The sequence below is a fragment of the Citrobacter sp. CtB7.12 genome (assembly GCF_001297795.1).
Taxonomy (GTDB): domain Bacteria; phylum Pseudomonadota; class Gammaproteobacteria; order Enterobacterales; family Enterobacteriaceae; genus Citrobacter_A; species Citrobacter_A amalonaticus.
Genome location: NZ_LIFT01000019.1, coordinates 38920 through 53083 on the forward strand (window position 1 = coordinate 38920; position 14164 = coordinate 53083).

Genomic DNA, 14164 nt, shown 5'->3' on the forward strand with positions numbered 1-14164 from the left:
ACCCGGTAAGCATCACGCTACCGGGTTTTTTGTTTCTGGCTTACGCCTTCACGCGCTCGATGTAGTCACCAAACGCGGTGAGCTGGCCGGTTAGATGGTCCAGCGTACTCTGGTCAATCACTTCACCCGTCTGCGGGTCTACTTTGTTTTGTATCACGCCACCCATAAATTCCGGCTTGTTCATGACCATGGCATCCAGGAAAACCAGGATCTGACGCAGATGATATTGGCAGCGCGCGCCGCCAATAGCCCCCATCGAGCTGGTCTGGATGAGCACCGGTTTGCCTGAAAGCGGCTGATCGGGCAGGCGTGACAGCCAGTCGATGGCGTTCTTCAGACCACCCGGTACCGAATAGTTATATTCCGGCGTAACGATAACCACGCCATCAGCCTGGCGAATTTGTTCAGCCAGCGCGTCGACGCTTGCCGGAAACCCCTCTTCCTGCTGCACGTCAGCATCGTAAAGCGGGATATCACCGATAGACGGTAACGCACTGATTTTCATACCCGCCGGGGCGATTTTCGGCAGCGTACGGGCAACCATACCGTTAAACGAACCTTTGCGCAGGCTTCCCAGTAACGTAACAACATTCAACGTTTCAGACATGGTAACTCCATCAGTTGTGCGTATAAGACGTCGCGACAGATAATTGCGCGAATCGCATCAGACGACCCGTTGGCGCATTCGCGCGGGTCTGGATATCAGGCAGGCTTTTCCAGCCCTGCTTAACATCAAACTCCCAAAGTTGAAGTTTATCAATGGCTGGCGTAACCGCAACCGACCACACCAGCAGGTCTTCGGCATCGCAAATAGCCTCAATCTGAGTAACACGGGCACATTTCAGACGCCCGGAGACTGGCAGCAATTGCAGCTCATGCGGATCGTTGTTGCGGACGTCACCCGTCAGTTTCAAGACACTCTGGCGTAAGGTGATCATCTGCGCGCGCGCTTCGTCCGGATCGTTTTGCTTGCTGATCCACAGGCTTTCGTTGCTGGAGAAGGTCGGGACGTCGGCGGTATGGGGGCTAATAAATCCACGGGGGGCGCGCTGGAGTTCCATATCCAGTCCGCATTCCCCTTCGGTTGTCAGCGCCACACCGACCATATTACCGGCATAGGCGATGGAAAAGCTGGGTAGATTTTTATCGCGAAATGCCGGTTTGCCTTTGGCTTTGTATACGATTTCCGGTAACTCGAGCGTGCCATACAGCATAAACATCAGCTCGGCGAGAAGTCCTCGGGATGCCAGAAAACGGGTCTGGCGATGTGTGGGGAGTCTTCGTGCTTCATGATGGCAGGATGACGGAAGGCGCATCGAAATCAAGTGTCCTTCCGTCAGGATCCCTCTGGCAAAATGGGTCGCCATTTTTCTCTCCATGATTAATGGTCGGTGATAATGACGAGAGTAACATTTACTCGGTTTATAGACAGAGTAAATAGCCAAAAAGTACGAATGAATCAGCCTCCCTTACGCGCATTTACATTTCCTGGTACGGATTGGCTGTTTTTGCGTCAGGAGAGGTTGTTTGATGGTCTCCCAGGGAAGAAGGCGAATTGCCATTTGGACAACAGTGAATTCCATGCTGACATGCCGCCCTGAATGAGGCGGCATGTCAGCATGGAGGAACAGCAATTTAACTGAATCGGGGTAACAGGTTGAAGACGTTGCCGAACCAGCAAACAATAACCGCTACGCCGAACAGGATCACGATAGTCGGGATAAAGACACCGCCCCAGACGGTAAACATTTTATTGGGGAACTTCTGGCGGGCTTTCAGGGCCAGTACCGCAGGGATGATCACGGCCCATATCGTTGCGCACAGCCCTGCACCGCCGATGCCATAGATAAAACCGTTCGGGAAGATTAAGTATAAAAGCGCCGGAGGCAGGAAGGTTAACAAGACGGTTTTAAAACGTCCCACTGCCGAATTGTCGAATTTGAACAGATCCGCAAGATAATCAAATAGCCCCAGAGTCACGCCAAAAAAGGAACTGGCGACGGCCAGGTTTGAAAAAACCAGCAGACAAAATTCGATGATTCCGGTTTGCCTGGTGCCGAGAAATGATTTTACTAATGAATCAACATTACCGCCCGACGCAATGATCTCACTGAAGCTTTCCCGTGTAATGTTACCCATGGTGCAATACAACCAGAACAGATAAATCACAAGCGCCAGCAAAGAACCAAAGACAATGCTTTTAATTAATTTATCTTTTCTTTTGCCATAGCAGATGATCAGACTGGGAATGTTTCCGTGAAAGCCAAATGAAGCCAGGCATACCGGTAATGCCATAAAAATATAGGGGAAGTAAGAGACGTTGTTTTGAGCCTGGCCTGCCGTATCCCGCAGTATAGAAAAATCGACCTGGAAGAAGAATGACCCAAAAACGATAATAAAAGAGATGATTTTAATCCCGAGGAACAAGGAGGTAATTCGACTTGCTGCCAGTGAACTGATCCACAACACGCTGGCGACAAAAATGGCAGTACAGATTCCAACAATTCGGGGGTTAACGCGATATCCCATATTCATGGAGATCGTTTCGCTAATGATGGCACCATTAGCAGAAATATAGGCATACGTGAGAATGTAGAGAACAAAGGCAACGGTAAATCCACTCACAATGTTCCATTTGTTGCCAATAAGATCTTTAGTAATGGTATTAAAACTGGATCCAACGGGGTAATTTAAATTTGCCTCTAATAACAGGAGTCCGGAATGCATCATTGAAAACCAGGCGATTATTAAAATAAACGCCCCCCAAAAAAACCACGCGCCGGACAAATCAACGGGGAGAGCAAACATCCCCCCACCAATCACCGTACCGGCTATGACCATAATCCCCCAAAAGGAGGAGTGTTTAGCATTCGAATTTTCTTCCATGATGCCTCATTAATTATAGTGAACCTATAAGGTTTTAATTATGCAACAATATAAAGGAAGTGGATTTATCGCTGGGGGGTTACATCGTATAACCCCCCTGATGCTTATAATTAAACTTCTTTCAGTTTAGCGGTGAAGTGACGTAATACTTTCGGTTCGTAGGTGAAGGTCAACCCTTTAATATTCATCGCGTTTTCTTTGACGTGTTCAAAGGCTTCAATAATGAAGTCCATATGAGATTGCGTATACGTTGCTCTTGGGATGGTTAGACGCAGAAGCTCGGCCGGGCAAGGTAATTGCTTACCGGTTTTAGGATCTCTGCCTAATAAGAATGAACCAATCTCAACGGCGCGGATACCGGCCACTTTATAGAGTTCGCAAGCGAGAGCCTGAGCCGGGAACTGTTCTGCCGGAATGTGCGGCAATAATTTACCCGCATCGACAAAGGCCGCGTGGCCGCCAGCTTGTTGGCAAGTGACGCCAATCGCCTCGAGGCCATCGACTAAATATTGCACTTGCGCGATACGATAGGCCAGCCAGTCCTGGTTCATACCATCCACCAGACCCACCGCAAGACGCTCCATTGCCCCGCCTTCCAGACCACCGTATGTCGGGAAGCCTTCCTGTACGACGCACAGGGTTCTGCACTCGGTATAGACGTCAAAATAGGTGTCGTCTTTAATGCACAGTAAGCCGCCCATTGGCACCATCGCATCTTTTTTCGCGGACATTGCCAACATATCGGCATATTTGTAAGTCTCGCGGGTAATTTCTTCGATGCTCCAGTCCCGGTATTCTGCTTCGCGTTTCTGGATAAAATACGCATTCTCGGCAAAGCGCGCGGAGTCCATGACTACCGGAATGTCATATTTTTTAGCGATATTATACATGGACTTCAGGTTGGCTAATGAAACCGGTTGCCCGCCTGCAGAGTTACTGGTAATGGTCGCCACAATATACGGAACGTTGTTGGGGCCGACTTCCTGAATGCCGCGCTCTAATCCATCGAGATCGAAATTTCCCTTAAAGTCATAACGAACACCAGTATCAAATGCCTCTTTGATGTACACGTTACGCACGGCGCAGCCGTTGATTTGGCTGTGTCCCTGAGTGGTATCGAAGAAGTAGTTGGAGAAAACCGCCATCTTACTTCTGTCTAACCCTTTTTCCTGCTCACGTTTTTTGATGAGAACCGGAATATAAATTTGTTCTGCACCGCGGCCCTGGTGCGTTGGAATTGTATATTGATAACCAAAAATGTTTTTCACTGCTTCAGATAGCGCATAATAGCTACGGCTGCCGCTGTAGGCTTCATCCCCACGTAGCATGGCTGCTTGCATATTCTGTGTCACTGCGCCAGTACCGCTGTCGGTCAGCAGATCAATAAAGACATCTTCACTATCCAGCAGGAAAGGGTTCATCCCGGATTTAATAATTGCGTTATTCCGATGTTCTCTCGTTGTACGTTTTACCGGTTCAATAACACGAATACGGAAGGGTTCTGGTAAATGTTTAAAGTTATCCATGACATAATCCTTTAATTTATTTCACTGTATTGACTCAATACGTCTGCACGCGGGTATAAATATACCCGGCATAATTCATCTCTCATTTATTCCAGTCATGACTGTATTTTCGTTTTAAAAAACGAACAGGCATACGTGGCGTTGCGATATGCAACCACAATGAGAAATTGAGCTATGTTTGAGATGTGCCAAATGAACAGACTACGAATAGCCTATGTTCTGGCAAAATAAAGGCAGGGAAATTTAAGGGTGATGATTGACAATTTTATTGTCAACATTAAACCATTTTGAAATGATGTATGCATGTAAGATAATCATGATTGAGTTATCCTCTGTAGACACAGTGCTACATTATGGCAATGAAAATATTTGTCTATGAGAGAATAATTTAACTGTGATAAAAATCACAGTTAAATTAACATTTAATTAATTAAGGATCATTCAAGAAAATACAATATTCCGCTAGCGATTTACCGAACGGGCAATACGTGTATAAGTATGTCTGACGCCACGAATCGCCACGCTGTAGGCCAGTATATTTTCCGGCAACGCCATTCCCATATAGCCAGTATCGCCAATATGATGGAGATCCGCCCCTGCCATTTTACTCATCAGGGCTATCTGGCGAATTGTACTGACGTCTGCGCCCTCCTGAGAGGTGCCGATTGCCGTCATTGCCAGCGCACCGTGCGCGTGTGCACACGCGATCAGCGCCTCTACTTTTTGCTGGCTCATACCCGGTACTGTTCCTGGTGCCGGAATAAGCACGATATCTGCGCCCTGTCCGGCAAAGGCGGCGACGTCACTTTCACTGATAATTGCGCTGCCGCTTTCCCGCACAATCCCTGCGCCGTGCATTTTACCGGTGATGATAATGGCCTTGTCGCCAACGGCCTCACGGATCGTTTTCACCGCTTTTCCCAGAGCGAGATTGCTAACGCCGTTGTTGGGATTTCCCGTCAGTACCAGGATCTTCGCTCCCATTTCTACCAGTTTGCGAGCATTCTCTGCGGTTGCGGCACGGCCTGGTTTCATCTTCCAGATGTCATCATGCGCACTGGCAAATTCAGGATCGACGGCCTCAAGGTTGACGCCTATGATGCGTCCGGTCAGGCGCTGCAGTTCATGCAACGTCTGATCCGGTGCAGTACCGGCAGGCATTCCCTGGATTAGCGGTGCTTTGCTATCGAACATGTTGATCAGCAGAATGTCCGCCCCCTGCGACGCGGCAAGTTCGGCATTAGTGACGTTATTGAGCAATGGTTGGGTAATGGCGATGGTTTCACTGACCAGGACGCGGCCTTCACTGGCGCGGATTGCGTACAGCAGCGCCGTTTTGTCCATGCACACGAAATCAGAAGCACTACAGTCAAGTAAACGTTTATGTTCCATAAAAAGAGACCCTCTTATAAAACGATAATGCCCTGAATTAACCGTCAGTTAATTCAGGGCTACGGGATTACTTACCGATACAGAAGCTGGAGAAAATTCTTCCCAGCAGATCGTCGGAGGTAAACTCACCGGTGATCTCACTTAAGCTTTGCTGCGCCAGACGGAGCTCTTCAGCCAGTAGCTCACCGGCCCATGCACCTAACAGTTGGGCCTTGCCCTGCTGGAGATGCTCAGCGGCGTCGGCCAGCGCCTGTAAGTGACGACGACGGGCCAGGAAGCCTCCTTCCATGTTGGTATCAAAACCCATGCTCTGTTTGAGATGGTTGCGCAGTACGTCCACGCCTTCACCGGTGCGCGCCGAAAGACGAACCAGTGAGTGACCATTCACCTCGCTGATGCCCAGCGGTTCGCCGGTGATATCCGCTTTGTTCCGTACCACGGTAATGGGCAGTTTTGACGGTAAACGGGCGATAAAGTCCGGCCAGATGTCAGCCGGGTCAACGGCATCCGTGGTTGTGCCATCGACCATAAACAACACGCGATCCGCTTGCTCAATTTCCTGCCAGGCCCGTTCGATACCGATACGCTCCACTTCGTCGCTGGCCTCACGCAGACCGGCGGTATCGATAATGTGCAGCGGCATACCATCGATATGGATGTGCTCACGCAGCACATCGCGCGTGGTACCGGCGATGTCGGTGACAATGGCCGCCTCACGGCCCGCCAGCGCATTCAGGAGGCTTGATTTACCGGCGTTAGGGCGTCCGGCAATGACCACCTTCATCCCTTCACGCAGCAGGCTGCCCTGACGCGCTTCAGCGCGAACGGCATCGAGATCGGCAATCACGCCATTCAATTGCGCTTCAATTTTGCCATCGGACAGGAAGTCGATCTCTTCATCCGGAAAGTCGATGGCCGCTTCTACGTAGATGCGCAGGTGAGTGAGTGCTTCCACCAGATGGTTTACGCGGGTGGAAAACGCTCCCTGCAATGAGTTCAACGCTGAACGAGCCGCCTGCTCAGAACTGGCATCAATCAGGTCGGCAATCGCTTCGGCCTGGGCTAAGTCGAGTTTATCGTTGAGAAACGCGCGCTCAGAGAACTCGCCGGGGCGGGCAATGCGTAGGCCGGGCAGCGTCAGGATGCGTTTTAACAGCAGGTCGAGAATGACCGGGCCGCCGTGTCCCTGAAGTTCCAGCACATCCTCACCTGTAAACGAGTTCGGGCCGGGAAACCACAGGGCGATCCCCTGGTCCAGCGCGGTACCGTCGGCATCTTTAAACGGCAGATAGTCGGCGTAACGGGGTTTGGGCAGCTTGCCCAGAACAGCTTCGGCCACCTCACGCGCCTTCAGGCCGGAAATGCGCAGAATACCCACACCACCGCGTCCCGGTGGGGTTGCCTGGGCGACGATAGTGTCGTTATGGCTCATGATATGTCTCTTCGTAAATGTAAAAAAGGCGGTCTAATGACCGCCTTCTCTGGCATTAACTTTAACGTGAATACTCGAAATAATTCAAGTTGCAGGAAGGCGGCAAGTTTGTGAGCCCCAGGAGCTTACTGAAGTAAGTGACTGGGGCAAGCAAATGCAGCCAACGCGCCTGCGGCTTGAAGAATGAAGAGTATCAGGACTTTTTCTTCTCGCGGCTATGCAGGCCACGTTTTTCCAGACCACGGTAAATCAGCTGCTGCTGGATGATCGTCACCAGGTTGCTGACGATATAGTACAGCACCAGACCTGACGGGAACCACAAGAAGAACACGGTAAAGATGACCGGCATAAAGGTCATGATCTTCTGCTGCATCGGGTCGGTCACGGTGGTCGGCGACATCTTCTGGATGAAGAACATCGTTACGCCCATCAGGATCGGCAGGATGTAGTACGGGTCCTGTGCAGACAAGTCATGGATCCACAGGGCGAACGGCGCATGACGCAGTTCCACGGAGCCCATCAGCATGTAGTACAACGCCAGGAAGATAGGCATCTGGATGATCAGCGGGAAGCAGCCGCCCAGCGGGTTAACCTTCTCAGCTTTGTACAGGGCCATCATTTCCTGGCTCTGACGCTGTTTGTCATCGCCCAGACGCTCACGCATTGCCTGAATCTTCGGCTGCAGCATACGCATCTTCGCCATGGAGGTATACTGCGCTTTAGTCAGCGGGTACATGATGCCACGAACGATAAAGGTGATGATGATAATGGAGAAGCCCCAGTTACCGACAAAGCTATGGATCCATTTCAGCAGTTTGAACAGCGGCTGAGAGATGAACCACAACCAACCGTAATCCACGGTCAGATCCAGGTGCGGTGCAACGGCCGCCATTTTGTCCTGAATTTCCGGGCCAACCCACAGGGTGCTGGTCATCGCGCCAGACTGACCCGGCTGAACCAGTACCGGCTGAGATTTATAGCCGATAGCGGCAATGCCGTTACCCAGGTTCGCGGTATAGAAGTTGTTGGTACCGTCGTTACGTGGCACCCATGCCGTTGCAAAATACTGTTGCAGCATCGCCACCCAACCGTCTTTCGCATTGACGTTCAGGTTTTCGTTATCCGCGATGGTGTCGAATTTGTATTTTTCATACTTCTCATCTGGCGTGGAATACGCAGCGCCACGGAAAGTATGCAGCGCGAAGTTGCTGCTTCCGGTGTCGCGATGAGACGGCAGATTGATGGATTGCTTCAGCTGACCAAAGGTGGAGATCTCCAGCGGTTTCTCGCTGGCGTTCTGCACGCTGTAGTTAACGTTAACCGCATAGTCGCCACGTTTGAGGACAAACGTTTTGGTAAAGGTGTTACCCGCGGCATCCGTATAGGTCATCGGGATCTGCAGTTCGTTCTGACCATCAGCCAGTACAAAGGCGTCTTTTTCGACGTTGTACAGCGGACGTGGGCCGTTAGCCGGGTTATCCGGGCCGTCACGACCTGTCAGACCGCTCTGAGCCTGATAGATAAACTGCGGCGTGGTTTCCAGCAGTTGGAACGGTTCGCTGGAACCGAGTTCTTTCGGGTAAGCTGGCAGCAGGGCCTGTTCCACATCACCACCACGGGTGTTAATGGTCAGATCAAGCACGTCAGTCTTAACCGTAATCAGTTTCCCCTGGCCACTGGCCGGTACGCCCTGGTCGGCGGCGCTACCCGCTGCGGTGGTCGTTGTCTGCGTGGTCTGTTGGGTCTGAGGTTGCGGATTTTTATCCTGCTCCCAGGCTTGCCAGATCATGAAAGACACGAACAGCAAAGCGATGACTAAAAGATTGCGTTGCGAATCCATCGTTAGTGTTCTCTGGTATCAAATGGTCCGGGCGGGACGGGATCGTCACCACCAGGGTGTAAAGGGTGGCATTTTAATACGCGTTTCACCGTCAACCAACTGCCTTTTATCACTCCAAACCTGCGCAATGCCTCAATTCCGTAGCTTGAACACGTTGGAGTGAAACGGCAATGCGGCCCAAGCAGCGGACTGATCAGGCGTTGATAGACCCGAATAAGGGCTATCAGGACCCGCGAGCCAGGCGACAATGGCGGCGCCATAATTTTTCCAACGCTTCCGAGAGAGCACGGTTATCGAGGTCGGCAACCCCTTTTTTCGCCACCACTACGAAGTCCATTGCTGGCAATTCGTGTTGACGCAGACGAAAGCTTTCACGCGTCAGACGTTTAATCCGATTGCGTTCATGCGCGCGTCGAACGTTTTTCTTGGCGACAGTAAGACCGATACGGGGATGCCCCAGCGAATTCAGGCGGCCGAGGATGGTGATTTGCGGCGTGCCAGCCCGTTGTGGCTGCTGGAAGACGAAAGTGAAATGAGCGGGAGTTAACAAACGTAACTCCCTGGGAAATGCGAGCTTAACCACTCAGGGGTTAGCTTTATTACTTGGAAACGGTCAGACGAGCGCGGCCTTTAGCACGACGACGTGCCAGAACCTGACGACCATTTTTAGTAGCCATACGAGCACGGAAGCCGTGAGAACGGTTGCGCTTCAGTACAGACGGTTGAAAAGTGCGTTTCATGGCGATTTCTACCTAAACTTGAATAAATTCACTGACTTTTGCGTATACCCGAACGAGTTTCGAACGACTAACGCCTCAGCGTGGGTGATTAAAGAGGCCGGATTGTAATAATTGTACACTCCGGAGTCAATTCTCTTTCCTTATTTCCCGCGTATTTCCGCACGTTTTCGCGTGAAAAACAGGCAGCGTTGACACCGTGTTACGGGCATCGCGCGACGGGGGAAAGATTATACGGGCTGATGAACAAAGCGCAAGGATCGCTCGGGATCTTTATGAGATCGTTTTAGCAGTATAGCGTCTTTACTCATTAATTTTTCCAATATGCGGGCGAAATCGTGCAGCACTTCTCCAGGATCGTTTACACTTATCCGGTCCTGTGAAGGCCTGTGGATAAATCGGGAAGAATCTGTGAGAAACAGAAGATCTCTTGCGCAGTTTACGCTATGATCCGCGGTCCCGATCGTTTCAAAGGATCCTGATCGGGTTAAAATTGCAGATAGCAATTCGCACGTCACCCTTTGCATAGGGTCTAGCCGACGTGCGTCAACAATCATGAATGTTTCAGCCTTTGTCATTTATCGACTTTTGTTCGAGTGGAGTCCGCCGTGTCACTTTCGCTTTGGCAGCAGTGTCTTGCCCGATTGCAGGATGAGTTACCAGCCACAGAATTCAGTATGTGGATACGCCCTTTGCAGGCGGAACTGAGCGATAACACGCTGGCTTTGTATGCGCCAAACCGTTTTGTGCTCGATTGGGTAAGAGACAAGTACCTTAACAATATCAATGGGCTGCTGAATAATTTCTGCGGCGCAGATGCCCCGCAACTGCGTTTTGAGGTCGGGACGAAGCCCGTCAGCCAGACGCTGAAGGCGCCCGTGAACAACAACGTCGCCGCACCGGCTCAGGTGGCGCACCAGGTTCAGCCGCAGCGCGCGTCGCCTGTCGCGGCGCGTCCTGGCTGGGACAATGTGCCTGCGCCGGCAGAACCCACCTATCGCTCTAACGTTAACGTCAAACACACGTTTGATAACTTCGTTGAAGGTAAATCCAACCAGTTGGCTCGCGCGGCGGCGCGTCAGGTGGCGGACAATCCTGGTGGCGCCTATAACCCGCTGTTCCTTTATGGCGGCACCGGTCTGGGTAAAACCCACCTGTTGCACGCGGTGGGAAACGGCATTATGGCGCGCAAACCTAATGCCAAAGTGGTGTATATGCACTCCGAACGCTTTGTCCAGGACATGGTAAAAGCCCTGCAAAACAACGCGATCGAAGAGTTTAAACGCTATTATCGTTCCGTCGACGCCCTCCTCATCGATGACATCCAGTTCTTCGCTAATAAAGAACGATCTCAGGAAGAATTTTTCCACACCTTTAACGCCCTTCTTGAAGGTAATCAGCAGATCATTTTGACTTCGGATCGTTATCCAAAAGAGATCAACGGCGTTGAGGATCGTCTGAAATCCCGCTTCGGCTGGGGGCTGACGGTGGCGATCGAACCGCCAGAACTGGAAACGCGCGTGGCGATCCTGATGAAAAAGGCCGACGAAAATGATATTCGTCTGCCGGGTGAAGTGGCCTTCTTTATTGCCAAGCGTCTACGCTCTAACGTGCGTGAGCTGGAAGGGGCACTGAACCGTGTGATTGCCAACGCCAACTTTACCGGTCGGGCGATTACCATCGACTTCGTTCGCGAAGCGCTGCGCGATCTGCTGGCGTTACAGGAAAAACTGGTCACCATCGACAATATTCAGAAGACGGTGGCGGAGTATTACAAAATTAAAATTGCGGATTTGCTGTCCAAGCGTCGTTCTCGCTCGGTAGCGCGTCCGCGTCAGATGGCCATGGCGTTGGCGAAAGAGCTCACCAACCACAGCTTGCCGGAAATTGGCGATGCGTTTGGTGGCCGCGACCACACTACGGTGCTTCATGCCTGCCGTAAGATTGAGCAGTTGCGTGAAGAAAGCCATGATATTAAAGAAGATTTCTCAAACTTAATCAGAACATTATCTTCGTGACGCTATGAAATTTACCGTTGAACGTGAACATTTATTAAAGCCGCTTCAGCAGGTCAGCGGCCCGCTGGGTGGTCGTCCTACGCTGCCTATTCTTGGCAACCTGTTGCTGCAGGTGGCTGACGGTGCGCTTTCGCTGACGGGTACCGACCTTGAAATGGAAATGGTGGCCCGCGTTGCGTTGATTCAGCCGCATGAGCCTGGCGCCACGACGGTCCCGGCGCGGAAGTTCTTTGATATCTGCCGTGGCCTACCGGAAGGGGCGGAAATCGCCGTCCAGCTGGAAGGCGATCGCATGCTGGTACGTTCGGGCCGCAGTCGTTTTTCGCTGTCCACGCTGCCTGCCGCCGACTTCCCGAATCTGGATGACTGGCAGAGCGAGGTAGAATTCACCCTGCCGCAGGCGACGATGAAGCGTCTGATTGAAGCCACGCAGTTCTCCATGGCGCATCAGGACGTGCGTTACTACTTAAACGGCATGCTGTTTGAGACCGAAGGTGAAGAGTTGCGTACCGTGGCAACTGATGGTCACCGTCTGGCGGTTTGCTCTATGCCTGTTGGTCAGTCGCTGCCCAACCATTCGGTGATCGTGCCGCGTAAAGGTGTGATTGAACTGATGCGTATGCTTGACGGCGGCGATAACCCGCTGCGCGTGCAGATTGGCAGCAACAACATCCGCGCACACGTTGGCGACTTTATCTTTACGTCTAAGCTGGTGGACGGCCGTTTCCCGGATTACCGTCGCGTACTGCCGAAGAATCCGGATAAACATCTGGAAGCCGGCTGCGATATCCTCAAGCAGGCTTTTGCCCGCGCGGCGATCCTGTCGAACGAGAAGTTCCGCGGCGTGCGTCTGTATGTGAGTGAAAATCAGCTCAAAATCACGGCGAACAACCCGGAACAGGAGGAAGCCGAAGAGATTCTGGATGTCACCTACCCGGGGACTGAAATGGAGATCGGCTTTAACGTCAGCTACGTATTAGATGTCCTGAATGCGCTGAAGTGTGAAAACGTGCGCATCATGCTGACTGACTCCGTGTCGAGCGTACAAATTGAAGATGCGGCGTCGCAAAGTGCGGCTTACGTTGTTATGCCAATGAGATTGTAGAATCTGAAAGGGGGCTGGTTTACTTGCCATTTCGTTTCCCGGCAGTGCTCGAAATGCTCACGTACTTCGTGTACGCTCCGCTTTCTGCGCGCTGGCGGTAAACGAACTGGCTGCGACACTCACGCCCCCTGGATGATGCTCTGAAATATGTCGCTATCCCGACTCTTAATCAAAGATTTCCGCAATATTGAAAATGCGGATCTCGCGTTATCCCCCGGCTTTAACTTCCTGGTTGGCGCGAACGGCAGCGGTAAAACCAGCGTTCTGGAAGCCATCTATACGCTCGGCCACGGCCGGGCGTTTCGCAGTTTGCAGATTGGTCGCGTCATTCGTCACGAGCAGGAGTCGTTTGTTCTTCATGGGCGATTGCAGGGGAATGAGCGGGAAACCTCGATTGGGTTAACCAAAGATAAGCTGGGTGACAGTAAAGTGCGTATCGACGGCACTGACGGCCACAAGGTGGCGGAGCTGGCGCTGTTGATGCCGATGCAACTGATCACCCCTGAGGGGTTTACTTTACTCAACGGCGGCCCCAAATACAGAAGAGCGTTCCTCGATTGGGGATGCTTTCACAATGAAGCTGGATTCTTCACCGCCTGGAGCAACCTGAAGCGTCTGCTCAAGCAGCGCAATGCGGCGCTGCGCCAGGTGAGTCGTTACGAGCAACTGCGTCCGTGGGATAAAGAACTGATCCCGCTGGCGGAACAAATCAGCACCTGGCGCGCGGAGTACAGCGCCGGTATCGCACAGGATATGGCGGATACTTGCCAGCAGTTTCTTCCTGAATTTTCTCTCTCCTTCTCTTTTCAGCGCGGCTGGGAGAAAGAGACTGATTATGCCGAGGTGCTGGAACGTGGTTTTGAACGCGACCGCATGTTGACTTACACCGCGCACGGCCCGCATAAAGCGGATTTCCGCATTCGCGCCGACGGTGCGCCGGTAGAAGATACCTTGTCGCGTGGGCAGTTAAAGCTGCTAATGTGCGCCTTACGTCTGGCGCAAGGGGAGTTCCTCACCCGTGAAAGCGGGCGGCGGTGTCTCTACCTGATAGATGATTTTGCCTCAGAGCTTGATGATGCGCGTCGCGGACTGTTAGCCAGTCGATTAAAAGCGACGCAATCACAGGTCTTTGTCAGCGCAATCAGCGCTGAACACGTTCTGGACATGTCGGACAAAAATTCGAAGATGTTCACCGTGGAAAAGGGTAAAATAACGGATTAACCCAAGT

At 51.8% G+C, this 14164-nt stretch carries 14 protein-coding genes; 3 read left to right on the forward strand and 11 right to left on the reverse strand.

Going from position 1 to position 14164, the window contains the following annotated elements; translation table 11 throughout:
- Window positions 1–40 precede the first annotated feature (40 nt).
- The 11 genes from AOY24_RS18770 to rpmH all read right to left on the reverse strand — a co-directional run bounded on the left by AOY24_RS18770 (window position 41) and on the right by rpmH (window position 9816).
- On the reverse strand, window positions 41–607 hold the full coding sequence (locus AOY24_RS18770; RefSeq protein ID WP_042998741.1) for an NADPH-dependent FMN reductase: 567 nt from the start codon (window positions 605–607) through the stop codon (window positions 41–43).
- Between the two features lie 10 nt (window positions 608–617).
- Window positions 618–1367 carry a 4'-phosphopantetheinyl transferase superfamily protein gene (locus tag AOY24_RS18775; RefSeq protein WP_054177154.1) on the reverse strand — a complete coding sequence of 250 codons (750 nt, stop codon included), beginning with the start codon at window positions 1365–1367 and terminating at the stop codon, window positions 618–620.
- Between the two features lie 268 nt (window positions 1368–1635).
- A complete protein-coding gene (gene tnaB, locus AOY24_RS18780; RefSeq protein ID WP_042998739.1) occupies window positions 1636–2886 on the reverse strand; it encodes a low affinity tryptophan permease TnaB in 1251 nt (416 codons plus the stop codon).
- Window positions 2887–2996: 110 nt separating this feature from the next.
- Complete coding sequence (gene tnaA, locus AOY24_RS18785) at window positions 2997–4412, reverse strand: tryptophanase (RefSeq protein WP_054177155.1); 1416 nt, start codon at window positions 4410–4412, stop codon at window positions 2997–2999.
- Between the two features lie 243 nt (window positions 4413–4655).
- Window positions 4656–4730, reverse strand: coding sequence for a tryptophanase leader peptide (gene tnaC / locus AOY24_RS25665; RefSeq protein ID WP_099433256.1), 75 nt, complete (start codon window positions 4728–4730; stop codon window positions 4656–4658).
- A 144-nt stretch (window positions 4731–4874) separates the two neighbouring features.
- A complete protein-coding gene (locus tag AOY24_RS18790) occupies window positions 4875–5804 on the reverse strand; it encodes a hypothetical protein (protein WP_054177156.1) in 930 nt (309 codons plus the stop codon).
- A 67-nt stretch (window positions 5805–5871) separates the two neighbouring features.
- Window positions 5872–7236 (reverse strand): tRNA uridine-5-carboxymethylaminomethyl(34) synthesis GTPase MnmE, encoded by a 1365-nt coding sequence (gene mnmE, locus AOY24_RS18795; protein ID WP_042998736.1) that lies wholly within the window; start codon window positions 7234–7236, stop codon window positions 5872–5874.
- A gap of 193 nt (window positions 7237–7429) precedes the next feature.
- Entirely contained in the window at window positions 7430–9076 is a 1647-nt protein-coding gene (gene yidC, locus AOY24_RS18800; protein ID WP_042323526.1) for a membrane protein insertase YidC, read from the reverse strand.
- A 2-nt stretch (window positions 9077–9078) separates the two neighbouring features.
- Window positions 9079–9336 carry a membrane protein insertion efficiency factor YidD gene (gene yidD, locus AOY24_RS24195; RefSeq protein ID WP_001307474.1) on the reverse strand — a complete coding sequence of 86 codons (258 nt, stop codon included), beginning with the start codon at window positions 9334–9336 and terminating at the stop codon, window positions 9079–9081.
- Window positions 9300–9659, reverse strand: coding sequence for a ribonuclease P protein component (gene rnpA / locus AOY24_RS24200; protein WP_000239725.1), 360 nt, complete (start codon window positions 9657–9659; stop codon window positions 9300–9302). The genes yidD and rnpA overlap by 37 nt, the downstream gene beginning before the upstream one ends.
- A gap of 16 nt (window positions 9660–9675) precedes the next feature.
- Window positions 9676–9816, reverse strand: coding sequence for a 50S ribosomal protein L34 (gene rpmH, locus AOY24_RS24205; RefSeq protein WP_000831330.1), 141 nt, complete (start codon window positions 9814–9816; stop codon window positions 9676–9678).
- Window positions 9817–10421: 605 nt separating this feature from the next.
- Between rpmH and dnaA the strand changes: the two genes are divergently transcribed.
- The 3 genes from dnaA (at window position 10422) to recF (ending at window position 14157) form a co-directional block, all read left to right on the forward strand.
- Window positions 10422–11831, forward strand: a complete 1410-nt coding sequence (gene dnaA / locus AOY24_RS18810) for a chromosomal replication initiator protein DnaA (protein WP_042998735.1) — start codon at window positions 10422–10424, stop codon at window positions 11829–11831.
- A gap of 4 nt (window positions 11832–11835) precedes the next feature.
- Complete coding sequence (dnaN, locus tag AOY24_RS18815) at window positions 11836–12936, forward strand: DNA polymerase III subunit beta (protein WP_042998734.1); 1101 nt, start codon at window positions 11836–11838, stop codon at window positions 12934–12936.
- A 147-nt stretch (window positions 12937–13083) separates the two neighbouring features.
- On the forward strand, window positions 13084–14157 hold the full coding sequence (gene recF / locus AOY24_RS18820) for a DNA replication/repair protein RecF (protein ID WP_042998733.1): 1074 nt from the start codon (window positions 13084–13086) through the stop codon (window positions 14155–14157).
- Window positions 14158–14164 lie beyond the last annotated feature (7 nt).

Coding starts and splice junctions, on each gene's coding strand:
- recF (WP_042998733.1), top strand. CDS start 13,084: ATGTCGCTATCCCGACTCTTAATCAAAGATTTCCGCAATATTGAAAAT.
- tnaA (WP_054177155.1), bottom strand. CDS start 4,412: ATGGATAACTTTAAACATTTACCAGAACCCTTCCGTATTCGTGTTATT.
- yidC (WP_042323526.1), bottom strand. CDS start 9,076: ATGGATTCGCAACGCAATCTTTTAGTCATCGCTTTGCTGTTCGTGTCT.
- AOY24_RS18775 (WP_054177154.1), bottom strand. CDS start 1,367: ATGGCGACCCATTTTGCCAGAGGGATCCTGACGGAAGGACACTTGATT.
- AOY24_RS18790 (WP_054177156.1), bottom strand. CDS start 5,804: ATGGAACATAAACGTTTACTTGACTGTAGTGCTTCTGATTTCGTGTGC.
- dnaN (WP_042998734.1), top strand. CDS start 11,836: ATGAAATTTACCGTTGAACGTGAACATTTATTAAAGCCGCTTCAGCAG.
- rpmH (WP_000831330.1), bottom strand. CDS start 9,816: ATGAAACGCACTTTTCAACCGTCTGTACTGAAGCGCAACCGTTCTCAC.
- AOY24_RS18770 (WP_042998741.1), bottom strand. CDS start 607: ATGTCTGAAACGTTGAATGTTGTTACGTTACTGGGAAGCCTGCGCAAA.
- mnmE (WP_042998736.1), bottom strand. CDS start 7,236: ATGAGCCATAACGACACTATCGTCGCCCAGGCAACCCCACCGGGACGC.
- yidD (WP_001307474.1), bottom strand. CDS start 9,336: ATGGCGCCGCCATTGTCGCCTGGCTCGCGGGTCCTGATAGCCCTTATT.
- tnaB (WP_042998739.1), bottom strand. CDS start 2,886: ATGGAAGAAAATTCGAATGCTAAACACTCCTCCTTTTGGGGGATTATG.